19 protein-coding genes are annotated in these 19,402 nt (G+C 66.7%); 14 read left to right on the plus strand and 5 right to left on the minus strand.

The window, feature by feature from the left end; all coding sequences use genetic code 11:
- Nucleotides 1-2,052, minus strand: a complete 2,052-nt coding sequence (locus ACP7AU_RS11460; protein ID WP_426051480.1) for a transglycosylase SLT domain-containing protein — start codon at nucleotides 2,050-2,052, stop codon at nucleotides 1-3.
- Nucleotides 2,053-2,166: 114 nt separating this feature from the next.
- Between ACP7AU_RS11460 and dapA the strand changes: the two genes are divergently transcribed.
- Both dapA and smpB read left to right on the plus strand, forming a co-directional pair.
- The gene (dapA, locus tag ACP7AU_RS11465) at nucleotides 2,167-3,048 is read left to right on the plus strand and encodes a 4-hydroxy-tetrahydrodipicolinate synthase (protein WP_426035841.1); all 882 of its coding nucleotides are present in this window, start codon (nucleotides 2,167-2,169) and stop codon (nucleotides 3,046-3,048) included.
- Nucleotides 3,048-3,551, plus strand: a complete 504-nt coding sequence (smpB, locus tag ACP7AU_RS11470; RefSeq protein ID WP_426051481.1) for an SsrA-binding protein SmpB — start codon at nucleotides 3,048-3,050, stop codon at nucleotides 3,549-3,551. The genes dapA and smpB overlap by 1 nt, the downstream gene beginning before the upstream one ends.
- On the opposite strand, the gene ACP7AU_RS11475 is transcribed toward smpB, so the two are convergent.
- From ACP7AU_RS11475 to ACP7AU_RS11485, 3 genes are all read right to left on the minus strand, one after another.
- Nucleotides 3,548-3,769: a hypothetical protein gene (locus ACP7AU_RS11475; RefSeq protein ID WP_426035839.1), complete on the minus strand. Its 222-nt coding sequence runs from the start codon at nucleotides 3,767-3,769 to the stop codon at nucleotides 3,548-3,550. The genes smpB and ACP7AU_RS11475 overlap by 4 nt on opposite strands.
- A 106-nt stretch (nucleotides 3,770-3,875) precedes the next feature.
- Nucleotides 3,876-4,517, minus strand: a complete 642-nt coding sequence (locus tag ACP7AU_RS11480) for a uracil-DNA glycosylase (protein ID WP_426051482.1) — start codon at nucleotides 4,515-4,517, stop codon at nucleotides 3,876-3,878.
- Nucleotides 4,514-5,095 (minus strand): NYN domain-containing protein, encoded by a 582-nt coding sequence (locus ACP7AU_RS11485; protein WP_426051483.1) that lies wholly within the window; start codon nucleotides 5,093-5,095, stop codon nucleotides 4,514-4,516. Before ACP7AU_RS11485 ends, ACP7AU_RS11480 begins: the two co-directional genes overlap by 4 nt.
- Here ACP7AU_RS11485 and folK point away from each other — a divergent pair.
- From folK to ACP7AU_RS11505, 4 genes are all read left to right on the plus strand, one after another.
- On the plus strand, nucleotides 5,094-5,663 hold the full coding sequence (gene folK, locus ACP7AU_RS11490) for a 2-amino-4-hydroxy-6-hydroxymethyldihydropteridine diphosphokinase (RefSeq protein WP_426035833.1): 570 nt from the start codon (nucleotides 5,094-5,096) through the stop codon (nucleotides 5,661-5,663). The two genes, ACP7AU_RS11485 and folK, sit on opposite strands and share 2 nt — an antisense overlap.
- Nucleotide 5,664: 1 nt before the next feature.
- Nucleotides 5,665-6,261 (plus strand): hypothetical protein, encoded by a 597-nt coding sequence (locus ACP7AU_RS11495; protein ID WP_426051484.1) that lies wholly within the window; start codon nucleotides 5,665-5,667, stop codon nucleotides 6,259-6,261.
- Between the two features lie 98 nt (nucleotides 6,262-6,359).
- Nucleotides 6,360-6,719 (plus strand): DNA-directed RNA polymerase subunit omega, encoded by a 360-nt coding sequence (rpoZ, locus tag ACP7AU_RS11500; protein WP_303695799.1) that lies wholly within the window; start codon nucleotides 6,360-6,362, stop codon nucleotides 6,717-6,719.
- Nucleotides 6,720-6,814: 95 nt separating this feature from the next.
- Nucleotides 6,815-9,001, plus strand: coding sequence for a RelA/SpoT family protein (locus ACP7AU_RS11505; RefSeq protein ID WP_426051485.1), 2,187 nt, complete (start codon nucleotides 6,815-6,817; stop codon nucleotides 8,999-9,001).
- Nucleotides 9,002-9,068: 67 nt separating this feature from the next.
- On the opposite strand, the gene ACP7AU_RS11510 is transcribed toward ACP7AU_RS11505, so the two are convergent.
- On the minus strand, nucleotides 9,069-9,185 hold the full coding sequence (locus tag ACP7AU_RS11510; protein WP_303695797.1) for a hypothetical protein: 117 nt from the start codon (nucleotides 9,183-9,185) through the stop codon (nucleotides 9,069-9,071).
- 281 nt (nucleotides 9,186-9,466) lie between these two features.
- Between ACP7AU_RS11510 and dnaE the strand changes: the two genes are divergently transcribed.
- The 8 genes from dnaE to dxr all read left to right on the plus strand — a co-directional run bounded on the left by dnaE (nucleotide 9,467) and on the right by dxr (nucleotide 19,375).
- The gene (dnaE, locus tag ACP7AU_RS11515; RefSeq protein WP_426051514.1) at nucleotides 9,467-12,919 is read left to right on the plus strand and encodes a DNA polymerase III subunit alpha; all 3,453 of its coding nucleotides are present in this window, start codon (nucleotides 9,467-9,469) and stop codon (nucleotides 12,917-12,919) included.
- Nucleotides 12,920-13,170: 251 nt separating this feature from the next.
- Entirely contained in the window at nucleotides 13,171-14,097 is a 927-nt protein-coding gene (rpsB, locus tag ACP7AU_RS11520; RefSeq protein WP_426051486.1) for a 30S ribosomal protein S2, read from the plus strand.
- A 101-nt stretch (nucleotides 14,098-14,198) separates the two neighbouring features.
- A complete protein-coding gene (gene tsf, locus ACP7AU_RS11525) occupies nucleotides 14,199-15,143 on the plus strand; it encodes a translation elongation factor Ts (RefSeq protein WP_426051487.1) in 945 nt (314 codons plus the stop codon).
- Between the two features lie 99 nt (nucleotides 15,144-15,242).
- A complete protein-coding gene (gene pyrH, locus ACP7AU_RS11530; RefSeq protein WP_425990831.1) occupies nucleotides 15,243-15,989 on the plus strand; it encodes a UMP kinase in 747 nt (248 codons plus the stop codon).
- Nucleotides 15,990-16,016: 27 nt separating this feature from the next.
- Entirely contained in the window at nucleotides 16,017-16,574 is a 558-nt protein-coding gene (frr, locus tag ACP7AU_RS11535; protein WP_425990829.1) for a ribosome recycling factor, read from the plus strand.
- A gap of 34 nt (nucleotides 16,575-16,608) precedes the next feature.
- Complete coding sequence (gene uppS, locus ACP7AU_RS11540) at nucleotides 16,609-17,364, plus strand: polyprenyl diphosphate synthase (protein ID WP_426051488.1); 756 nt, start codon at nucleotides 16,609-16,611, stop codon at nucleotides 17,362-17,364.
- Nucleotides 17,364-18,182, plus strand: coding sequence for a phosphatidate cytidylyltransferase (locus tag ACP7AU_RS11545; protein WP_426035821.1), 819 nt, complete (start codon nucleotides 17,364-17,366; stop codon nucleotides 18,180-18,182). Before uppS ends, ACP7AU_RS11545 begins: the two co-directional genes overlap by 1 nt.
- Nucleotides 18,179-19,375 carry a 1-deoxy-D-xylulose-5-phosphate reductoisomerase gene (gene dxr / locus ACP7AU_RS11550; RefSeq protein ID WP_426051489.1) on the plus strand — a complete coding sequence of 399 codons (1,197 nt, stop codon included), beginning with the start codon at nucleotides 18,179-18,181 and terminating at the stop codon, nucleotides 19,373-19,375. Before ACP7AU_RS11545 ends, dxr begins: the two co-directional genes overlap by 4 nt.
- Nucleotides 19,376-19,402 lie beyond the last annotated feature (27 nt).

Below are 19,402 nucleotides of genomic sequence, written 5' to 3' on the forward strand. Positions count from 1 at the left end.
TCAAGGCTGGTAGGGCTGGGGTCCGCCGGTGCCGCGCGCGATGTCCGCCGAGGTGGTGAGCGGGGCCGAGCCCCCGTTCAGGCGGGCCTTGTAGACTGCCATGTTCTCCATCACCCGCATCATGTAGTTGCGCGTCTCGGTGAAGGGCGCGCACTCGATGAAGTCGATCGGATCGACCCCGCCGGCTGCCAAGCCGCCGCGCGGATCGCCGCAACGGGCCACCCATTGCGGAGCCCGTGCGGGCCCGGCGTTGTAGCCCACGGTGGTCAGCAGCATCGAGCCCCGGAACTGGCTCATCAACTCGCCCAGATGATAGCTGCCCAGGGTCATGTTGTAGTCGGCATCCCACAGTCGCTCGGCCGACCAGGACATGCCCAGACGACGGGCGACGCCGGAGGCGGTGGAGGGCAGGAACTGCATCATGCCGCGCGCATCAGCGCCCGATCGGGCGCGCGGGTCGAAGCTGGATTCCTGACGCGTGATGGCCATGGTGAAGGCCAGGGGGGCGGCGCCGGCAACCTCGGGCGGGATGCGGATCGGGTACTGGCGCTCGGGCAGCAGGAAGCCGCGCTGGCTGGCGGCGCGACCGACCATCATGGCCCCGAAGCCGTCGCCGTAGCCGCGCGTCATGTCCATCAGGAGAGCCAGGTCGTTGATGCCCGGCAGTGTGTCGTCCAGGTGGTAGGCGAAGACGCGGTAGAGGCTCGTCTCGCCCGTCTCGCCCAGGATGCGGGCGGCGCGAACGACCTCATTGGCTTCGAAGGATGCGACGTCGTTCCGGGTCGGGACGGGCTCGGGCGGCAGGGTCAGGGTGGTCATCCCCGCCTTCTCCGCCGCCAGCTGGCCGTAGAAGGTCTGAATGTGACGGGCACCGCCCTGATAGAAGGCCTGGGCGCGGGCCTGGTCGCCCTGGGCTTCCGCCGCGCGACCCAGCCAGTAGAGGGCGCGGCCTTGGGTGATCGGGGTGGAGGACGACTGGCGCAGGGTCTCGAAGTGACCGGCGGCGCGTGCGGGATCGCCCAGCTTGGTCAGGGCGACCCAGCCGGCGAAGAACTCGGCGTCGACCTTGCGCTCGCCTGACGGGAAGCCGTGACCGGCCATGGCGTCATAGGCCGCGCGCCACTCGCGGCGCTCCAGCGCGTCAAGGAAATAGTTGCGGCGCTCGTTCCACAGGGCGGTCTGGCCGTCGGCGTGCAGGGGCGCGGCAGGCAGGGCGGACAGAAGGGCGAAGCCTTCGGTCTGGCGATTGGCCGCTCGCAGGATACGGACTCGCTCCAGGACGACTGCAGGGTCAGCGGCCTGTGACGGCGACAGGCTGGCGACGACGCTGTCGGCCGCATAGGCGCTTCGCAGGGTCATCGCGGCATTGGCGGTGGCGCGGCGCTCCGGCGAGACCAGATCGAGCATGGCGCGGGTCGCTGGGCCATGCGGGCCGGTCAGCAGCATGTTCAGCCGGGCGTCATGATCGCGCTGGGTGAGGGTGTTGCCCCAGCGGGTGAGGATGCGGCTCTGGGTCGCCTCGTCGAAGGACTGGGTCTGCCACCATTCCTGGATCAGCAGGCGGGCCTCGCCGGAACGGCCGCGCTGGTCCAGCGCATCGGCCAGGGCGATGGCGCCCTGCACCGTCGTCGGACGCGACGCGCTGAAGAAGGCGAGGGCGGCATTGGCGCCCATGCCTGCGCGTTCCAGCGCCTGTTCGCCGGCAGCGATCCGGGCCTCGGCGCGGGGCCAGGCGCGCATCGCCTGAACGTCGTTGGACAGCTCGGTCCAGGACAGTTGCGGCGCGGCAGTATCGACGAGCGCCCACTCGACCAGCTTCCTGGCCGTCGGGTCGCCAATGCCGGAGATGGCGTTCTGCGTGCCCATCACGTCGCGGGCGCGAGCGGCGGCCAGACCCTGGCGGAAGAGGGCGGTGTCGGCGTCGCCCAGGATGCGCGCCTGATACCCGCCGCTCTGCCCGGTGACGTAGGGCGTCGGCTGACGGTTCAGGTCGGCAGTCTGCGGAATCGGCGCGAGAACGGCCAGTACGGCCGCGAGGCTGGTCGCGAGCATGATGTGTCCGATCCTCATTCATCCCGGTTGCGGGTTCGAGCCCGGCAACCTACCCTCTTGCGTCTCGTATCAGGCGCCCGTCGCCCATCCCCCACGCAAGGTATTCTTGTTTCAATGACCGCCCCCTTGTTCAAGGGCGTGATCACCGCCCTGATCACACCACTTCGTGACGGAAACGTGGACGAAGGCGCCTTCGAGGCCCTGCTGGAACGCCAGATCGCCGCCGGGGTTCACGGCGTCGTCCCCATGGGCACGACCGGAGAGAGCGCCTCACTGACATCTGACGAGCATCGTCAGGTGGTCGAGTTGTGCGTACGGCTGGCTGCGGGTCGGGTCCGGGTCATTGCGGGCTGCGGCTCAACCGCGACCGACAGGGCCATGGGTTACACCCGGCATGCCAAGACCGTCGGCGTCGACGCCGCCCTGGTCGTGACGCCCTATTACAACAAGCCCTCGCAGGCGGGGTTGCAGGCCCATTTCGAAGCCATCGCAAACGCGGTCGAACTGCCGCTGCTGCTCTACAACGTGCCCAGCCGGACGGGTGCGGACATGGCCGATACGACCGTGGCGGCGCTTGCGGCGCATCCGAACATCGTCGGCATCAAGGACGCGACCGGCGACATGGCGCGGGTGAGCTGGATGCGGGTCAACATCGGCGGATCCTTCGCCCTGATCACCGGCGATGATGCGAGCTTCCCCGGCTATATGGCCCACGGCGGGGGCGGTATCATCTCCGTGGTGTCGAACGTCGCTCCCGAAGGCATGGTCGCCCTGTGGAACGCCATCCAGGCTGGCGACCGAGCCCTGGCCCTGTCCTGGCAGGACCGGCTGAGCGGACTGGCAAGAGCGCTTTTCCTGGACAGTTCGCCGGCACCGACGAAATACGCCCTGGCCCGGCTGGGGCTTTGCACCGAGGAAATGCGGTTGCCGCTCGTGCCGATGCGCGATGACGTCAAGCCGGCCGTCGATGCGGCCATGGCCGCGGCGGGTCTGTGATGGCCACCACCAAGGAAAAGGCGGCCGCGACCGTCAAGGCTCCGATCACCAAGGCCAAGCTGATCGCCGAGAACCGCCGGGCGCGGTTCGACTATTTCCTCGAGGATAATCTCGAGGCCGGGATCATGCTGCTAGGGACGGAAATCAAGGCCCTGCGTATGGGTCGGGCCAATATCGCCGAGAGCTATGCGGCGGTGGAAGGGCGCGAGATCGTGCTGATCAACGCCGACATCCCACCCTATGCCCAGGCCAACCGGTTCAACCACGAGCCGCGCCGGCCGCGGAAATTGCTGCTGCATCGCAAGCAGATCGACCGGCTGATCGGGGCGGTCCAGAAGGACGGCCAGACTATCATCCCGCTGCGGCTCTACCTGAATGACGACGGCAAGGCGAAGCTTGAGATCGCCCTGGCCAGGGGCAAGAAACTGCACGACAAGCGCGAGGCCTCGGCCGACCGCGACTGGCAGAGGGACAAGGCCCGGCTCATGCGCGACAAGGGCTAGAAGCCCGCAGAGCGGCTCAAGGGGCTGGCCTCGATTACATTCGGGATCGAGGCGACGGCGGCCGGATTGGCGTCATAGAGGCCGAGCGACGGGCGGATCATCGCTTGCAGAACCTGACCCGACAGCGTGAGAACGATCGCCGCCAGGATTGCGAGCCCCGCGACCTTCCGCTCGCCTGCTGTGAACAGTTGAGGTTTGTTGTTGGTCTGTCTGCGCATCTGAACCTTCCTCTCCCTCCTGCAACGGAAGCTGCGCCGCAGTGTTCCGCCCGGTTCCGCGTCAGGAAGACTCGCCGATTCGGTGTGTCCGGCGAACAACAGTCGCCTAAACGGGGTCGGCCTCGATGGCGGCGCGGGCGCGGGCGAAGATGGTCACGAACATCTCTGGCGTCAGTCGGCCGGTGTTCGTGTTGAGCCGGGAGCAGTGATAGCTGTTGATCAGGGTGTAGGGGCCGACCTTTGCCTCGACGCCGTGACCGGCGGCCATGCCGGAGGCCGGGACGCCAAGCACCTTCAGCACGCTCTTTCGCGACACGTCGCCCAGTGTGACGATGACTTTCAGCCGGGGCAGGGCGGTCAGACGGTCGATCAGGAAGGGGCGGCAGGTCTTCTCCTCGATCGGCAGGGGCTTGTTCAGCGGCGGGGCGCAGCGGACGGCGTTGGTGATCATGCAATCGACCAGTTGCAGGCCGTCGTCGGGTCGCGCGTCGTAGACGCCGGTCGCGAAGCCTGTCTTCGTCAGGGTCTGGTAGAGGATCCAGCCTGCGCCATCCCCGGTGAAGGGGCGGCCGGTGCGGTTGGCGCCGGTTCGACCAGGGGCGAGGCCGACGACCAGCAGGCGGGCGTTGGGATCACCGAACGAGGGGGCGGGGCCGTTGAACCAGTCTGGGTTCTGGCGCCGGTTCTCCTCACGATAGGCGACGAGGCGGGGGCAAAGCGGGCAATCGCGGGGCGGTTCCGGGGTCATGCGCGATCGTCCGCCGGGAAGGTGCGCACCGTCGGCGTGGTCGCTGGCGTGCGGGGGCGGCCGTAGTCCTGGAGCAGGTCGACCAGTTCGACGAAGTCATCAGCCTGACGCCGCAGTTCGTCGGCGATCATCGGCGGCTGGCTCTTCAGGGTCGAGACGACGGTGACGCGGACGCCCTTCGACTGCACCGCCTGGACCAGCCGGCGGAAGTCGCCGTCGCCGGAGAAGAGGATGGCATGGTCGATGCGCGGGGCCAGCTTCAGCATGTCCACCGCGATCTCGATGTCCATATTGCCCTTGGTGCGCGTATGGCCCTGGGCGTCGGTGAATCGCTTCACCGGCTTGGTCACCAGCGAGAAGCCGTTGTAGCCCAGCCAGTCAATCAGGGGCCGGATCGGAGAGAACTCTTCGCCCTCGGTCACCGCCGTGTAATAATAGGCGCGAACCAGGACGGCTTTCTCCCGGAACGCATCGACCATCTTCTTGAAGTCGATGTCCGCGTTCAGGGCCTTGGTCGCCGAATACAGATTGGCCCCGTCGATAAACAGCGCCAGACGGTCGGTCGGATAAAGTCTCATGGAAATCGCGTCCCCGGAATCGGTCACAGCCCCTCAGGCGGTCAGCGTCAATATCGACGTCGACCTGGATCTGGACGCCGCCGTCATCGTCGCCCTGGGCTGCAATGACAAGGGGGTCTGGCCCTCGTGCCGCGAGGCGCTGGAAGCGGCGCTGCACCGGTTTCGCTTCGAAGGGATCGATGTGATCGCCAGTTCGAGCTGGTGGACGTCGCAGGCCTGGCCCGACCCGAGCGACCCGCCCTTCGTGAACGGCGTCGTCATCGTGCGCACGGACCATGATCCTCACGCCCTGATGGCGGCCCTGGGCCGGATCGAGGAGGCGTTCGGACGACGGCGCACAGCCGCCAATGCGCCGCGCACGCTGGACCTGGACCTGATCGCCTATGGCCGGGAGCAGGGCGATTGCAACGGCCTGATCCTGCCGCATCCGAGAGCGGCCGAGCGGCTGTTCGTCATGGGGCCGCTGGCGGAGATCGCGCCGGGGTGGGTTCATCCGCATGGGGGAGAGGCGGTCGAGCTTGCACGGATGGCGAGCGTCGGGACAGATGCACATCTTTCGCGGAGTTAACATGCGTCGTCTCGCTGGCGCTTTGGCTCTCGTCCTGATCTCTGCGCCGACACCGGGGCTCGCCCAATCCGACTGGCTCGACGTCGCACAGGCGACCGCGCCGCGAGACGCCTGGCCCGTGGGGGGCTTCGCTGTGTCGGGCCGCAATGGAACCTGGCGGCACGATATCTACAGCCGGTTCGTACCCTTTCCCGACACTGAGGACGGACTGGGTTTCGGCCACTTCGCCATCCGCAAGTCGCTGAACAATCCCGAGGGGATCGAGCAGATCGTCTGGGCGGATGAAGAGACCCGCCCGCAGGTCCTGGGGGTGATGCGCGCGCTGGATGCCTTCCAGCCGCCGCAGATCGATATCTGGGGGTTGCGACGGCGCATCCCCACCGAGGCCGGCCTGTATCCAGCCGCGCCGGGACCGGACGGAAACAGCTACGCGATCTGGGTGAAGGCGCAGGCGCAGACGGCGGATGGCGCCTTCACGGATCTGATGATCGCCGGCGGGGCTGGATTGATCAAGGGCTTCGTCGAGTTCGCGGAGGGCCAGCTGGCGGCATGCTGGAGCCGCGACATTCCGGCCGGCTTCGAGCGCTCGCACCGGTAGCCGCCGCAAAACCGCCGCCCTGGGAGTGCAGATGTGGCGTTGCACAAAGGCATGCCTATCTGTATGCAACGCGGTTCTCCCCCCGCCCGAGGTAATTCATGGCTCGCGTCACTGTCGAAGACTGCATCGAGAAGGTGCCGAACCGGTTCGGCCTGGTCCTGCTGGCGGGTAACCGCGCCCGCGCGATCGCCAACGGCGCCGCCCTGACGCTCGATCGCGACAACGACAAGAACCCCGTCGTCGCCCTGCGCGAAATCGCCGACGACACAGTCGTTCCGGCCGAACTGCTTGAGACCGTCATCGTCGCCCTGCAACGCGTCGACGAGCGCACGGAAGCCGAGGACGAGGCGGAAATCGTCGGTCTGCTGGCCGAGCCGCAACATATGAACATGGCCGAGGCCGAGCTGATCCGTGCGCTGCAGAGCGACCGGGACGGCGGCCAGGAGGAACGCTACTGACGGCGGTACCCGCCAACGGTATCACCATCCTCCCGGCGCGGTCCGGTACGACCCCGCCGCCAAAGATCATTGCCAATGACACCGCTTCGCCGTCTGTGGAAACGCAGGCGGCGAAACGCATTCCGGTCCTGCGCCAGTTCGAACTGATCGAGGCGGTCAAGGCCTATGACCCCACCGCCGACGAGGCCTTGCTGAACCGGGCCTATGTCTATGCGATGAAAATGCACGGCTCGCAGTTGCGGGCCTCTGGCGACCCCTATTTCGCCCATCCGATCCAGGTCGCGGGCATTCTGACCGACTACAAGCTCGACACAGCTACCATCGTCACCGCACTGCTGCATGACGTGGTCGAGGACACCTCGGCGACGCGCGACGATATCGCGGCCATGTTCGGCGAGGAGGTGGCAGGGCTGGTCGAGGGGGTGACCAAGCTGAGCCGGCTGGAACTCCAGGCCGAGCATACGCGCCAGGCCGAGAACCTGCGCAAATTCATCCTGGCCATCTCCAAGGATGTGCGTGTCCTGCTGGTGAAGCTGGCGGACCGTCTGCACAACATGCGGACGCTCAAATACGTCAAGCCGGAGAAACGTGAGCGGATTTCCAGGGAGACGCTGGAAGTCTACGCGCCTCTGGGCCGGTCGATCGGCATCCATTCGATCGCGTCCGAGCTGGAAGAACTGGCGTTCGAACACCTGAATCCCACGGCCCGGACCGCCATAGAGCGGCGCCTGGAGGCGCTGAAGCTCGAACACGGCCACGCCACCGAAGGCGTCGCCGCCGAGATCCAGCAGGTGCTCAGCGAGGCCGGCATCGCGGCGCGCGTCTATGGTCGCCAGAAGACTCCCTATTCGATCTGGCGGAAACTGCAGCGCAAGTCGGTGGGCTTTTCGTCCCTGTCGGACATCTACGGCTTTCGGGTTCTGGTCGCGTTCGAGGACGACTGTTACCGCGCCCTGGGCGTCATCCACCGCGCCTGGCCGATGGTGCCGGAGCGGTTCAAGGATTTCATCTCCACGCCCAAGTCGAACAACTACCGCTCACTGCACACGACCGTCGTCGGACCGGGCGGCCTGCGGATCGAGATGCAGATCCGCACCGAGGCCATGGACCGGGTGGCCGAGGACGGGGTGGCGGCGCACTGGGCCTACAAGAACCAGTCCTATGGCTTTGACCAGGAGGCGATGGAGAAGGATGGCGGGCGCGACCCGCTGCAGAACCTGCGGCACCTTGTGCAGGTCATCGAGCACGGGGAGGGGGGCGAGGACTGGGTCGAGCACGCCAAGCTCGAGATGTACCTGGACCAAGTCTTCGTCTTCACCCCCAAGGGCGCCCTGATCACCCTGCCGCGCGGCGGGATGGCGCTGGACTTCGCCTATGCGGTCCACACCGAGGTCGGGGACACGGCCGTCGGGGTCAAGATCAATGGCGAGCTGAAGCCCATGCGTACGGCGCTCCAGAACGGCGACGTGGTCGAAATCATCCGCGGCAAGAAGCGCGAGGCGCCGGCCGACTGGCGCAGCCTGACCGTCACTGGCCGGGCGCGGTCGGCGATTCGTCGCCATATCCGTTCGTCGGAGCGGGACGAATTCTACAAGCTGGGCAAGACGACGCTGGAGCAGGCGTTGACGCGCGCGGGCAAGTCGTTGGCCGATGTGTCGCTGAAGGTCGTGGTCGAGACCCTGGCGACGGGGACGCAGGAAGACCTGTTCGACGCCATCGGCCGGGGACGGATCCAGGCCAACCGGGTCGTCGAGATCCTGTTCCCTTCGCTGAAGGGGACGCTGACGACGGGCGCGGATCGCAAGAAGATCGGCGACGCCCACGCAAGGCTGTTTGTGCGCGGCGGAGGCCTGACGCCGGGCATCAGCATCCATTTCGGCGCTTGTTGCACCCCGGTGCCAGGCGACCGGATCGTCGGCATCCTCGAGCCCGAAAAGGGGCTGACCGTCCATGTCATCGACTGCCAGAAGCTGGCCGATTTCGCGGACGACGACAGCGTCTGGCAGGACCTGCAGTGGACGCCGCAGGCCGAACAGGGGGTGGTCGGCACCGCCCGGCTGCGCGCCACGATCCAGAACGCGCCGGGCGTGCTCGGTCAGGTCGCCACAGTGATCGGCGAGGCCGGCGGCAACATCCTGAACCTGAAGATGGCCCACCGGCAGTCGGACTTCTTCGACATGGACCTCGACGTCGAGGTCGCTGACGCCAAACACGCCACCAGTATTATCGCCGCTCTGAGGGCCAATCCCAGCGTGGATACGGTCGAACGCTCGCGGGGGTAACCTTGGCTTTCGCATCCTCCGCCCCCCCACGCCTTCGCGGCGCAGACCGGGGGATGACGAATAGCGCCTATTTTTTGCCGGGCGGCTGGGTGAAGGGCGAGGTTCCGACCGACACCGCCGGCTTGGGCTTCTCGGCCTTGGGTTTGCGGACTTCCTTGTTCGACTTCACTTGACCCTTGGCCATGACCGATACTCCTGACGCGCGCCGCCGGGAGGGCGGATGCCTGTCCTCCTCCAACGCGAGATTTTCCACAATAGCCGCCGCCCAAGCTTCACGCCCTGTTGACGAGAACAAACTGCCAACATAGAACAATACCAGAACGATACATCTGGGGATAAGGCGATGACAAGAGTGGTTCGGGAAGCGCTGTCGCTTGCATCGTGCGGCGGCTTTGTCTGGATGGTCTGGCAGGTCGCCCTGTTGGCGAGATGAGTCGCCTCCGGCCTGCGCTCGAGGTTCAGGCCATCACCGATACGCCCGCAGAGACCGGTTTCGTCCATCTGAGGGTGCGCTCGGCCTATTCGCTGCTTGAAGGCGCGATCAAGGCGGGCAAGGTCGGCAGGCTGGCGGCGGATATCGGCATGCCGGCGGTGGCCGTGGCGGACCGGGTCAATCTGTTCGGGGCGCTGGAGTTCTCCGAGGCTTCGAAGAGCGTTGGTGTTCAACCATTGATCGCCTGTGCGCTGCCGGTCACCGGCATCGGCGGAAAGCGCGGTGAGCGCTGGGCCAAGGTCCCGACCGTGGTCCTGATATGCCAGAACGAGACCGGCTGGCGAAACCTGTGCGCCCTGTCGTCCTCGGCCTATCTCGATGCGGGCGACGAGGAGCCGCACGTGCCCTGGGCCAAGGTCGTCGCCCATTCGGAAGGGCTGATCCTGCTGTCCGGCGGCCCTGACGGCCCCGTCGACCCGCTGCTCGTGCAGAACAAGCCTGGCGAGGCCGCCACGACCCTGGCCGCCATGGCCGGGGAGTTCGGCGACCGCTTCTATGTCGAGCTGCAGCGCCACGGCCTGCCAGACGAGGCCGCCGCCGAGCGTGGACTGGTCGAATGGGCCTACGCCAACGACCAGCCGCTGGTCGCCACGAACGACGTCCACTACGCCAAACAGAACCAGGCGAAGTCGCACGACGCCCTGCTGTGCATCGCCGACGGCGCCTTCACCGGCCAGGAAGACCGGCGCCGGATCACCGACCAGCATTTCTTCAAGTCGGCCCCAGAGATGCGGACCCTGTTCGCCGACCTGCCCGAGGCCTGCGACACCACGATCGAGATCGCGCGCCGTTGCGCCTTCCTGGTCAAGACCCACCCGCCGATCCTGCCGCGCTTCGACGCCGGAGACGGCCGCACCGAGCCCGACGAACTGATGCACCAGGCCCGCGAGGGTCTGAAGGCGCGGCTGAAGCTGGTCACGCCCTCGGCGCCCGAGGCCGACTACTGGACGCGACTAGAGTGGGAGGTCGGGATCATCACCCAGATGGGCTTCCCCGGCTATTTCCTGATCGTGGCGGACTTCATCAAATGGGCCAAGTCGCACGGGATTCCTGTCGGGCCGGGGCGGGGATCCGGGGCAGGGTCTCTGGTCGCCTGGGCCCTGACCATCACCGATCTGGATCCGTTGCGGTTCGGTCTGCTGTTCGAGCGGTTCCTGAACCCCGAACGGGTCTCCATGCCCGACTTCGACATCGACTTCTGCCAGGAGCGGCGCGAGGAGGTGATCACCTATGTCCAGGAGCGCTACGGCAAGGACCGGGTCGCCCAGATCATCACCTTCGGTACCCTGCAGGCGCGGGCCGTGCTGCGCGACGTCGGCCGTGTGCTGCAGATGCCGCTGGGCCAGGTCGACCGGCTCTGCAAGATGGTGCCGAACAACCCGGCCAATCCGACCACGCTGGCGCAGGCCATCGAGATCGAGCCCCGCCTGAAAGAGGCCCGCGACGCCGAGCCGGCGGTGGCGAATCTGCTGGCGACGGCGCTGGAACTCGAGGGGCTTTACCGCAACGCCTCGACCCACGCCGCCGGCATCGTCATCGGCGACCGGCCGCTGGTCGAGCTGACGCCCCTGTATCAGGACCCCCGCTCGGACATTCCGGCCACCCAGTTCAACATGAAATGGGTCGAGCCGGCCGGTCTGGTGAAGTTCGACTTCCTCGGCCTGAAGACCCTGACCGTGCTGGACCGGGCGCACGGCTATCTGAGCCGCAGGGGCGCCGCGCAGGACTTCAACCTGCTGCCGCTCGACGACAGGTCGACCTATGAGCTGATGGCCTCGGGCCAGACGGTCGGGGTGTTCCAGCTGGAATCCCAGGGCATGCGCGACACCCTGCGCAAGATGCGGTGCGGCTCCATCGAGGAGATCACGGCCCTGATCTCCCTCTACCGGCCGGGGCCGATGGAGATGATCGACACCTATATCGATCGCAAGTTCGGGCGACAGGAAGTCGATTACCTGCATCCGTCTCTGCAGGAGACGCTGTCGGAGACCTACGGCGTCATCATCTACCAGGAACAGGTGATGAAGATCGCCCAGATCCTGGCCGGCTATTCTCTGGGCGAGGCCGACCTTCTCCGACGCGCCATGGGCAAGAAGAAGAAGGAGGAGATGGACATCCAGAAGGCGCGCTTCATCGCGGGCGCCTCCGAGAAGTCCGTGCCGGAACAGCAGTCTGACACCATCTTCGAACTCGTGGCCAAGTTCGCCGGCTACGGCTTCAACAAGTCGCACGCCGCCGCCTATGCGCTGATCAGCTACCAGACGGGCTGGCTGAAGGCGAACCACCCCGTCGAGTTCTTCGCCGCCTCAATGTCGCTCGACCTGTCGAACACCGACAAGCTGGCGGTCTTTTATCAGGACGCGCGCAAGCTCGAGGTGCCAGTGCGTGCGCCCGACGTGAACGCCTCCTCGGCCGACTTCGACGTCAGCTGGGATGAGGGCAAGGGGGCGGTCCTTTATGCGCTCGGCGCCATCCGCAACGTGGGCCTGGAGGCGATGAAACATGTCGTCGAGGTGCGCGAGACCGGCGGGCGGTTCGCTGACATCTTCGATTTCCTGGAGCGGGTCGATCCGCGCGCGGTCAACAAGCGGGCGCTGGAAGGCCTGGCCAAGGCTGGAGCGTTCGACTCGATCCACCCGAACCGGCGCCAGCTGTTCGAACAGGCCGACACCCTGATGGCCTATTGCCAGAGCGTGGCGGCGGACCGGACCTCGTCGCAGGTGTCGCTGTTCGGCGCCGATCAGGCCGGCGCGTCGCGGCCCCGGCTCAAGAGCATGGAGCCCTGGGTCGGGCCTGAACGCCTGGATCAGGAGCTGTCGGCGGTCGGCTTCTACCTGTCCGGCCACCCGCTGGAGGACATGGAGGGCGCGCTGCGGCGCAAGCGCGTGACCTTCGTCGCCGAGGCGGTGCAGCGCGCGGAGCAGGGCCACGACGCCTTCCTGATGGCCGGCGTTGTGCGCCGCCGTCAGGAAAGGGCCAGCCAGAAATCCGGCGAGAAGTTCGCCTTCGTCACCTTCTCGGACCCGACCGGCGAGTTCGAATGTCTGTTCCCGCCGGAACAGTTAAGGAAATGCCGCGAACTGCTGGAGGTGGGCGCTGCCCTGATGGTGCGGGTTCGGGCGAAGTCGTCGGACGGCGAGGTGCGGTTCTTCGGCGATGACTGTTCCAGGCTGGAGACGCTGGTGGACGACGCGTCGGTGGGACTGCGGGTCCACGTCTCCGCGCGCTCCACGGATCCGGCGGCGATCCAGGTCCGATTGGCCAGGGCCCTGGCGCAAGGAAAGGGCGGTGAGGTCACCCTGATCGCCTCGTTGGACGGGCGACGCGAGGTGGAGGTGCGGTTGCCCGGCCGCTATCGGCTGGACGGGGCGCTGCGCGGGGCGCTGAAGTCGGCGCCCGGGGTGCTGATGCTGGAGGATGCCTGAGGTCGGCCCGGATATATATTTTCTGTGGATTCCTCACTCCTGCGGGCAAGGATGAACGATCCGCTCTTGTGCGCTCGAACCCTCTTCCGCCGGGGAAGGGTTGCTTTCTCGCGCGTCCAGGACTAGAAGCTCGCCCACTTCACACGCAGGCGTGGCGCGTTTCGGGGAGACATCCTGAAGCGCTCCGTTCCGAGGGACCATCCGGTCCTTTCACCGTCTGCGGCGGAATAATCGGAAAAAGGACTTCCAAGATGGCTCTGCCTGACTTCTCCATGCGCACCCTGCTCGAAGCAGGCGCCCACTTCGGCCACCAGACGCACCGGTGGAACCCGAAGATGGAGCGCTACATCTTCGGCTCGCGCTCCAACATCCACATCATCGACCTGTCGCAGACGATGCCGCTGTTCCACCAGGCTCTGGTGGCCGTACGCGAAGTCGCCGCCAAGGGCGGTCGCGTCCTGTTCGTCGGCACCAAGCGCCAGGCTGCAGAGCCCGTCGCCGAGGCCGCCAAGCGCTGCGCCCAGTATTACATGAACAACCGCTGGCTCGGCGGCACCCTGACCAACTGGCGCACCGTGTCGGGCTCGATCGCCCGCCTGCGCGAGCTGGAAGGCCTGCTGGAGCGCGGCGGGGAAGGCCGGGTCAAGAAGGAACTGCTGACCCTCGAGCGCGAAAAGGAAAAGCTGGAGCTTTCCCTGGGCGGCATCAAGGACATGGGTTCCATCCCCGACATCATGTTCGTGATCGACACCAACAAGGAAGCGATCGCGATCCTCGAGGCCCGCAAGCTGAACATCCCGATCATCGCGATCCTGGACACCAACTCGGACCCCGACGGCATCACCTATCCGATCCCGGGCAACGATGACGCCGCGCGCGCCATCCAGACCTATTGCGACCTGATCGCCGACGCCGTCCTGGACGGCCTGGCCGCCGGCGCCGCGAACTCCGGAGTCGACCTGGGCGCGATGGAAAACCCCGTCGAGCCGATGCTGGCCGAGGCCTCGGCCCCGGTTGAAGCCGATCTCGCCCCCGAGGGCGCCGAGGCTGTCGCCGAGGAAATGCTGGCCGCGTCGGGCGAAGAGACGCCTGCCGAAGAGCCTGCTGCCGAAGAGCCTGCTGCCGCGGAGCCTGCTGCCGTGGAACCGGCAGCCGAAGCCGAGAAGACCGAAGCCTGATCGGATCGGTCCGGCGATCCGGACCGTCCGCAAAACTGACATGCGGCCGGGGTAATCCCCCGGCCGCTCATGCATTCGATACAGACCTCAGGAGACCAGAAATGGCCGAGATCACCGCCGCCCTCGTCATGGAACTGCGCGCCAAATCCGGCGTCGGCATGATGGACTGCAAGAAGGCGCTTCAGGAAACCGACGGCGACATCAGCGCCGCGATCGACTGGCTGCGCGCCAAGGGCCTGTCCAAGGCCGCCAAGAAGGCCGACCGTGTCGCCGCCGAAGGCCTGGTGGCCGTCGCCAGCCGCGAAGACGGCAAGGGCGAAATCGGCGCCGCCATCGAGTTCAACTCGGAAACCGACTTCGTCGCCCGCAACGAGCTGTTCCAGAACGCCGCCAAGGCCTTCGCCCAGAAGGGCCTGGAGCACCACTCCGTTGAGGCCCTGCACGGCGCCGAGCTGGAAAACGGCAACACCATCCAGGCCGAGGTCACCAACATGATCGCGACCATCGGTGAGAACATGCAGCTGCGTCGGGCGGCTCGCCTGTCGGTCGATGAAGGCGTCGTCGCCTCCTACGTCCACAACGCCGTGGCTCCGGGCCTCGGCCGCATCGGCGTGCTGGTCGCCCTGCACGGCGGCGGCGACAAGGTTGCCCTGCGCGAACTGGGCCGCAAGATCGCCATGCACGTGGCCGCGACTGCTCCGCTGTCGCTGAACACGGACGATCTGGACCCGGCCGCCGTCGAGAAGGAACGCTCGGTCCTGACCGAAAAGGCCAAGGAAGAAGGCAAGCCGGAAGCCATGATCGCCAAGATCGTGGAAGGCCAGATCAACAAGTTCCAGAGGGACGTGGTGCTGACCAAGCAGCCGTTCGTGATGAATCCGGATGTGACCATCGAACAGTTGGTCGCCGACAAGGGCAAGGAACTGGGCGCTCCTGGCCTGCACCTGGCCGGCTTCGTCCGCCTGGCTCTGGGCGAGGGCGTGGAGAAGATCGAGGGCCCGGACTTCGCTTCGGAAGTGGCCTCGATGATGGCTCCGAAAGTCTAACCATACATACTGCGTGACTATCGGGGCGCGTTCGGCTTTGAAGCCGGACGCGCCCTTCGTCTATAAAGGCCCGCCCGATTCCCGTGAAACGAGACCCCCATGCCTGCTGACAGCGCCCCCCCGCGATACAAGAAGGTGCTGCTGAAGGTCTCGGGCGAGGTCCTGATGGGCGAGCAGGGCTATGGCATCGACATGCACACGGTCGATACCGTGGCCGCGGCCATCGCCCGGGTGGTCAAGGGCGGGACCCAGGTCTGCCTGGTGATCGGCGGCGGCAACATCTTCCGTGGTCTGTCGACGGCGGCCGCGGACATGGAGCGCGCCAGCGCCGACTACATGGGCATGCTGGCCACCGTCATGAACGCCCTGGCCATGCAGAACGCCCTGGAGAAGATCGGCGTCGATACTCGGGTGCAGAGCGCCATCCCGATGGCCGCGATCGCCGAGCCCTACATCCGTCGTCGCGCCGTGCGCCACATGGAAAAGGGGCGGGTGGTGATCTTCGCCGCCGGCACCGGCAACCCCTATTTCACGACCGACACGGCCGCCGCCCTGCGCGCCGCCGAGATGGGCTGCGACGCCCTGCTGAAGGGAACTTCCGTGGACGGCGTGTATTCCGCTGACCCGAAGAAGGACAAGACCGCGACCCGCTACGACCACCTGACCTATCAGGACGTGCTGTCGCAGAACCTGAAGGTCATGGACGCCGCCGCCATTGCCCTGATGCGCGAGTCCAAGATTCCGATTGTGGTGTTCTCGATCCGCGAGGAAGATTCACTGCGCAAGGTGCTGAAAGGCAAGGGAACGTTCACCGTGATCAGTGACGCTCCGCCCAAAGCCGCCTGAGACAAGACCAAGAATGAGGAGACCCCGATGGCCAAGCCTGATCTGAAGACCTATCGCGACCGTATGGACAAGGCTGTGTCCTCGCTGAAGGAAGAATTCCAGGGCCTGCGCACCGGCCGCGCCAATGCTGGTCTGCTAGATCCCGTTCAGGTGCAGGCGTACGGCTCCTCGTCACCGCTGAACGCCGTGGCGGCGATCAGCGTGCCCGAGCCGCGCATGATCTCGGTCAGCGTCTGGGACAAGACGATGGTCGGACCGGTCGAGAAGGCCATCCGCGCCGCCGGTCTGGGCCTGAACCCCATCGTCGATGGCCAGACCCTGCGTATCCCCGTGCCGCCCCTGACCGAAGAGCGTCGCAAGGACCTGGCCAAGCTGGCCGGCAAATACGCCGAAACGCAGAAGATCTCCGTGCGCAATGTGCGTCGCGACGCCAACGACGACCTCAAGAAGGCCGAGAAGGCGGGCGACATCAGCCAGGATGAGCAGAAGAAGATGGAAACCGAGGTCCAGAAGGACACCGACGCGGCCATCAAGCGCATCGACGAGACCTTGAAGACCAAGGAAGTTGAGATCATGCAGGTTTGAGGCCTCCCTCAAGCCTCGACAGAACGGATATCGGATGACGGCCCCCTCCGGCGGCGCGCCAGCCCCTGAAGCGGGGCCCCGGCATGTCGCACTGATCATGGACGGCAACGGTCGCTGGGCTCAGGCTCGCGGTCTGCCCCGGGCCATGGGTCATCGCGAGGGTGTGCAGGCGCTGAAACGCACCGTCCAGGCGGCGCCGGCCTTCGGCATCGAATGCCTGACAGTGTTTGGGTTCTCGACCGAGAACTGGCGGCGTCCGGCCGAAGAGGTCTCCGACCTGATGGGATTGGTCCGGTCCTATGTGGCCAGCGATCTGGCCCGGCTGGAGCGGGAGGGCGTACGCGTGCGCGTCCTGGGCCGCCGGACCGGACTGCCCGCCGATATCGCGGCCATCGTCGAACGCGCCGAGCGGTCGACGGCGCACAACAGCCGCTTCCTGTTGCAGGTCGCGTTCAACTATGGCGGCCGGGCGGACATCGTCGATGCGGCCAAGGCCTATGTGGATCGGTTGCTGGCCGGCGAGGCGACCGGGCCGCTGGATGAAACGACCCTGGGACTGGGCCTGTCCACTGCGGACGGACCACCCGTGGACTTGATCGTGCGCACTTCGGGCGAGCAGAGGCTGTCCAACTTCCTCCTGTGGGAGGCGGCCTATGCCGAGCTGGTTTATCAGGACGTGCTGTGGCCCGACTACGGGGCCGAGGCCTTGGCCGAAGCGGTGGACCAGTACCTGCAGCGCGACCGACGGTTCGGCGCGATCGCGGTCGAGCCGGCGCTCGCGGTCAGCTGATGGCGTTCAAGGTGCGCGACATGGGCCTGCGCGCCGCTTCGGCCATCGTTCTGGCGCCGCTGGCCATGCTGGCCGTCTGGTTTGGCGGACCCTGGATTCTCGGCGTCCTGCTGATCGCCTGTGTCGTCCTGTCCATGGAATGGGCCAGGATGAGCGCTCCGTCCGACTGGAAGGCCGTCGCCGCCGCCGTCGCCCTGGCGCTGGTGGCCACACTGCTGTCCAATCCGAACGAGGCCCTGTCCTTCAGCCTGGTGCTGCTGGTTTTCGGCGGCGCTGCGGCAGGCCTGTTCGCGAGGGCGCGCGGGCAGTCCGGAATCGATGCGGCCTACGGCGTGCTGTACCTCGGTTGGCCGGCACTGCTGCTGATCTGGTTGCGGGACGGGAACACGGCGATCGGCTTCTACTGGGTGACGTTGGCCTTCGTGGTCGCCTGGGCGTCGGATATCGTGGCCTTCCTGGTTGGCAGCGCCGTCGGAGGCCCGAAGCTGTGGCCGCGGTTCTCGCCCAACAAGACCTGGTCCGGCTTCATAGGCGGCTTGCTGGCGGGCACTGTGGCCGGCGCCGCCATGTCGGCCCTGCCCGAGGCGGGCGTGCGCTCGATGCAGTGGAGCGCGCTGCTCGGCTTCGCCGCCGCCCTGGCGACCATGGCCGGCGACCTGTGGGAATCTGCTCTGAAGCGGCGGTTCGGGGTCAAGGACGCGGGAAACCTGATTCCGGGACACGGCGGTCTGATGGATCGGGTGGACGGGCTGATGTTCGCCATCGTGGTCGTCGCCGTCGGACGGGTCCTGGCCAACTATTTCGGCGCGGGCACGTGATCCGGCGTCGCGTGACTGTGCTGGGGTCCACGGGCTCCGTCGGCGCCTCGACTCTGGACCTGATGGATCAGGCGGAGGCGGCCGGGACAGGGGCCTTTGAGGTCGTCGCCCTGACCGGCGGAAACAATATCGAGCGGCTGGCCGAACAGGCGCGCCGCTGGCGTCCCGCTGTGGCCGTCACGGCCGATCCGAACAGGCTGGAAGAGCTGCGTACGGCGTTGACCGGGACCGGCATCGCGGTGGCGGCGGGAGAGGCGGCCGTGGTCGAGGCGGCGACGCGACCGGTGGATCTTGTCATGGCCTCGATCGTCGGCGCCGCAGGGCTGAAGTCCGCCTGGGCCGCCGCCGCGACGGGAGCGACCCTGGCCTTGGCCAACAAGGAAAGTCTCGTCTGCTGCGGCTCGGCCCTGATCGAGCGGGTCAAGGCGAGCGGAGGCCGGTTGATTCCGGTCGATTCCGAGCATTCCGCCATCTTCCAGGTCTTCCCGTCCGAGGCGCCTGAACGGGTCTCCAGACTGATCCTGACGGCGTCGGGCGGCCCGTTCCGCCAGGCCTCGCGCGCTGACATGGCCTCAATGACCCCGGAACAGGCCGTCGCTCACCCGAACTGGAGCATGGGGGCCAAGATTTCGGTCGACAGCGCCACCATGGCCAACAAGGGCCTGGAAATGATCGAGGCGGCCTATCTGTTCAACATGCCGGCCGATCGCATCGATGTGGTCGTCCACCCCGAATCGATCATTCACAGCCTGGTCGAGTTCATTGACGGCTCGACCCTGGCCCAGATGGGGCCGCCGGACATGAAGACCCCGATCGCCTACGCCCTGGCCTGGCCCGACCGGATGGCCTGGCCGGCGCCCAAGCTGGACCTCGCCGCCCTGGGTCGGCTGACCTTTGAGGCGCCCGATCCGGAGCGGTTTCCGTCCCTGCGACTGGCGCGCGAGGCGCTCGAGGCGGGCAGGGGAGCGCCAACGATCTTCAACGCCGCCAATGAGGTCGCCGCCCTGGCCTTCCTTGACCGGCACCTGGCCTTTCTCAATATTGCCGCAGTCGTCGCCGAAACCCTTGATCGGATGACGAAGACGGGGGCGGATGCCGATTTCGACGATGCCTGCGCCGGCGCTCTTGCACTCGATGCTCGCGCCCGCCGGGTCGCGATGGAAATCGTCGGGGATCTGGCGTTCGCCGCCTGATCCCTTCGGCTCAGCGGAAATGGAGAC

This window comes from Brevundimonas sp. SL161 (genome assembly GCF_049896985.1).
GTDB lineage: Bacteria > Pseudomonadota > Alphaproteobacteria > Caulobacterales > Caulobacteraceae > Brevundimonas.

Excerpts from the sequence above, each read along its gene's own strand:
- ACP7AU_RS11460 (WP_426051480.1), bottom strand. The coding sequence starts at position 2,052 with ATGCTCGCGACCAGCCTCGCGGCCGTACTGGCCGTTCTCGCGCCGATT.
- dapA (WP_426035841.1), top strand. The coding sequence starts at position 2,167 with ATGACCGCCCCCTTGTTCAAGGGCGTGATCACCGCCCTGATCACACCA.
- smpB (WP_426051481.1), top strand. The coding sequence starts at position 3,048 with ATGGCCACCACCAAGGAAAAGGCGGCCGCGACCGTCAAGGCTCCGATC.
- ACP7AU_RS11475 (WP_426035839.1), bottom strand. The coding sequence starts at position 3,769 with ATGCGCAGACAGACCAACAACAAACCTCAACTGTTCACAGCAGGCGAG.
- ACP7AU_RS11480 (WP_426051482.1), bottom strand. The coding sequence starts at position 4,517 with ATGACCCCGGAACCGCCCCGCGATTGCCCGCTTTGCCCCCGCCTCGTC.
- folK (WP_426035833.1), top strand. The coding sequence starts at position 5,094 with ATGGAAATCGCGTCCCCGGAATCGGTCACAGCCCCTCAGGCGGTCAGC.
- ACP7AU_RS11485 (WP_426051483.1), bottom strand. The coding sequence starts at position 5,095 with ATGAGACTTTATCCGACCGACCGTCTGGCGCTGTTTATCGACGGGGCC.
- ACP7AU_RS11495 (WP_426051484.1), top strand. The coding sequence starts at position 5,665 with ATGCGTCGTCTCGCTGGCGCTTTGGCTCTCGTCCTGATCTCTGCGCCG.
- rpoZ (WP_303695799.1), top strand. The coding sequence starts at position 6,360 with ATGGCTCGCGTCACTGTCGAAGACTGCATCGAGAAGGTGCCGAACCGG.
- ACP7AU_RS11510 (WP_303695797.1), bottom strand. The coding sequence starts at position 9,185 with ATGGCCAAGGGTCAAGTGAAGTCGAACAAGGAAGTCCGCAAACCCAAG.
- rpsB (WP_426051486.1), top strand. The coding sequence starts at position 13,171 with ATGGCTCTGCCTGACTTCTCCATGCGCACCCTGCTCGAAGCAGGCGCC.
- tsf (WP_426051487.1), top strand. The coding sequence starts at position 14,199 with ATGGCCGAGATCACCGCCGCCCTCGTCATGGAACTGCGCGCCAAATCC.
- pyrH (WP_425990831.1), top strand. The coding sequence starts at position 15,243 with ATGCCTGCTGACAGCGCCCCCCCGCGATACAAGAAGGTGCTGCTGAAG.
- frr (WP_425990829.1), top strand. The coding sequence starts at position 16,017 with ATGGCCAAGCCTGATCTGAAGACCTATCGCGACCGTATGGACAAGGCT.
- uppS (WP_426051488.1), top strand. The coding sequence starts at position 16,609 with ATGACGGCCCCCTCCGGCGGCGCGCCAGCCCCTGAAGCGGGGCCCCGG.
- ACP7AU_RS11545 (WP_426035821.1), top strand. The coding sequence starts at position 17,364 with ATGGCGTTCAAGGTGCGCGACATGGGCCTGCGCGCCGCTTCGGCCATC.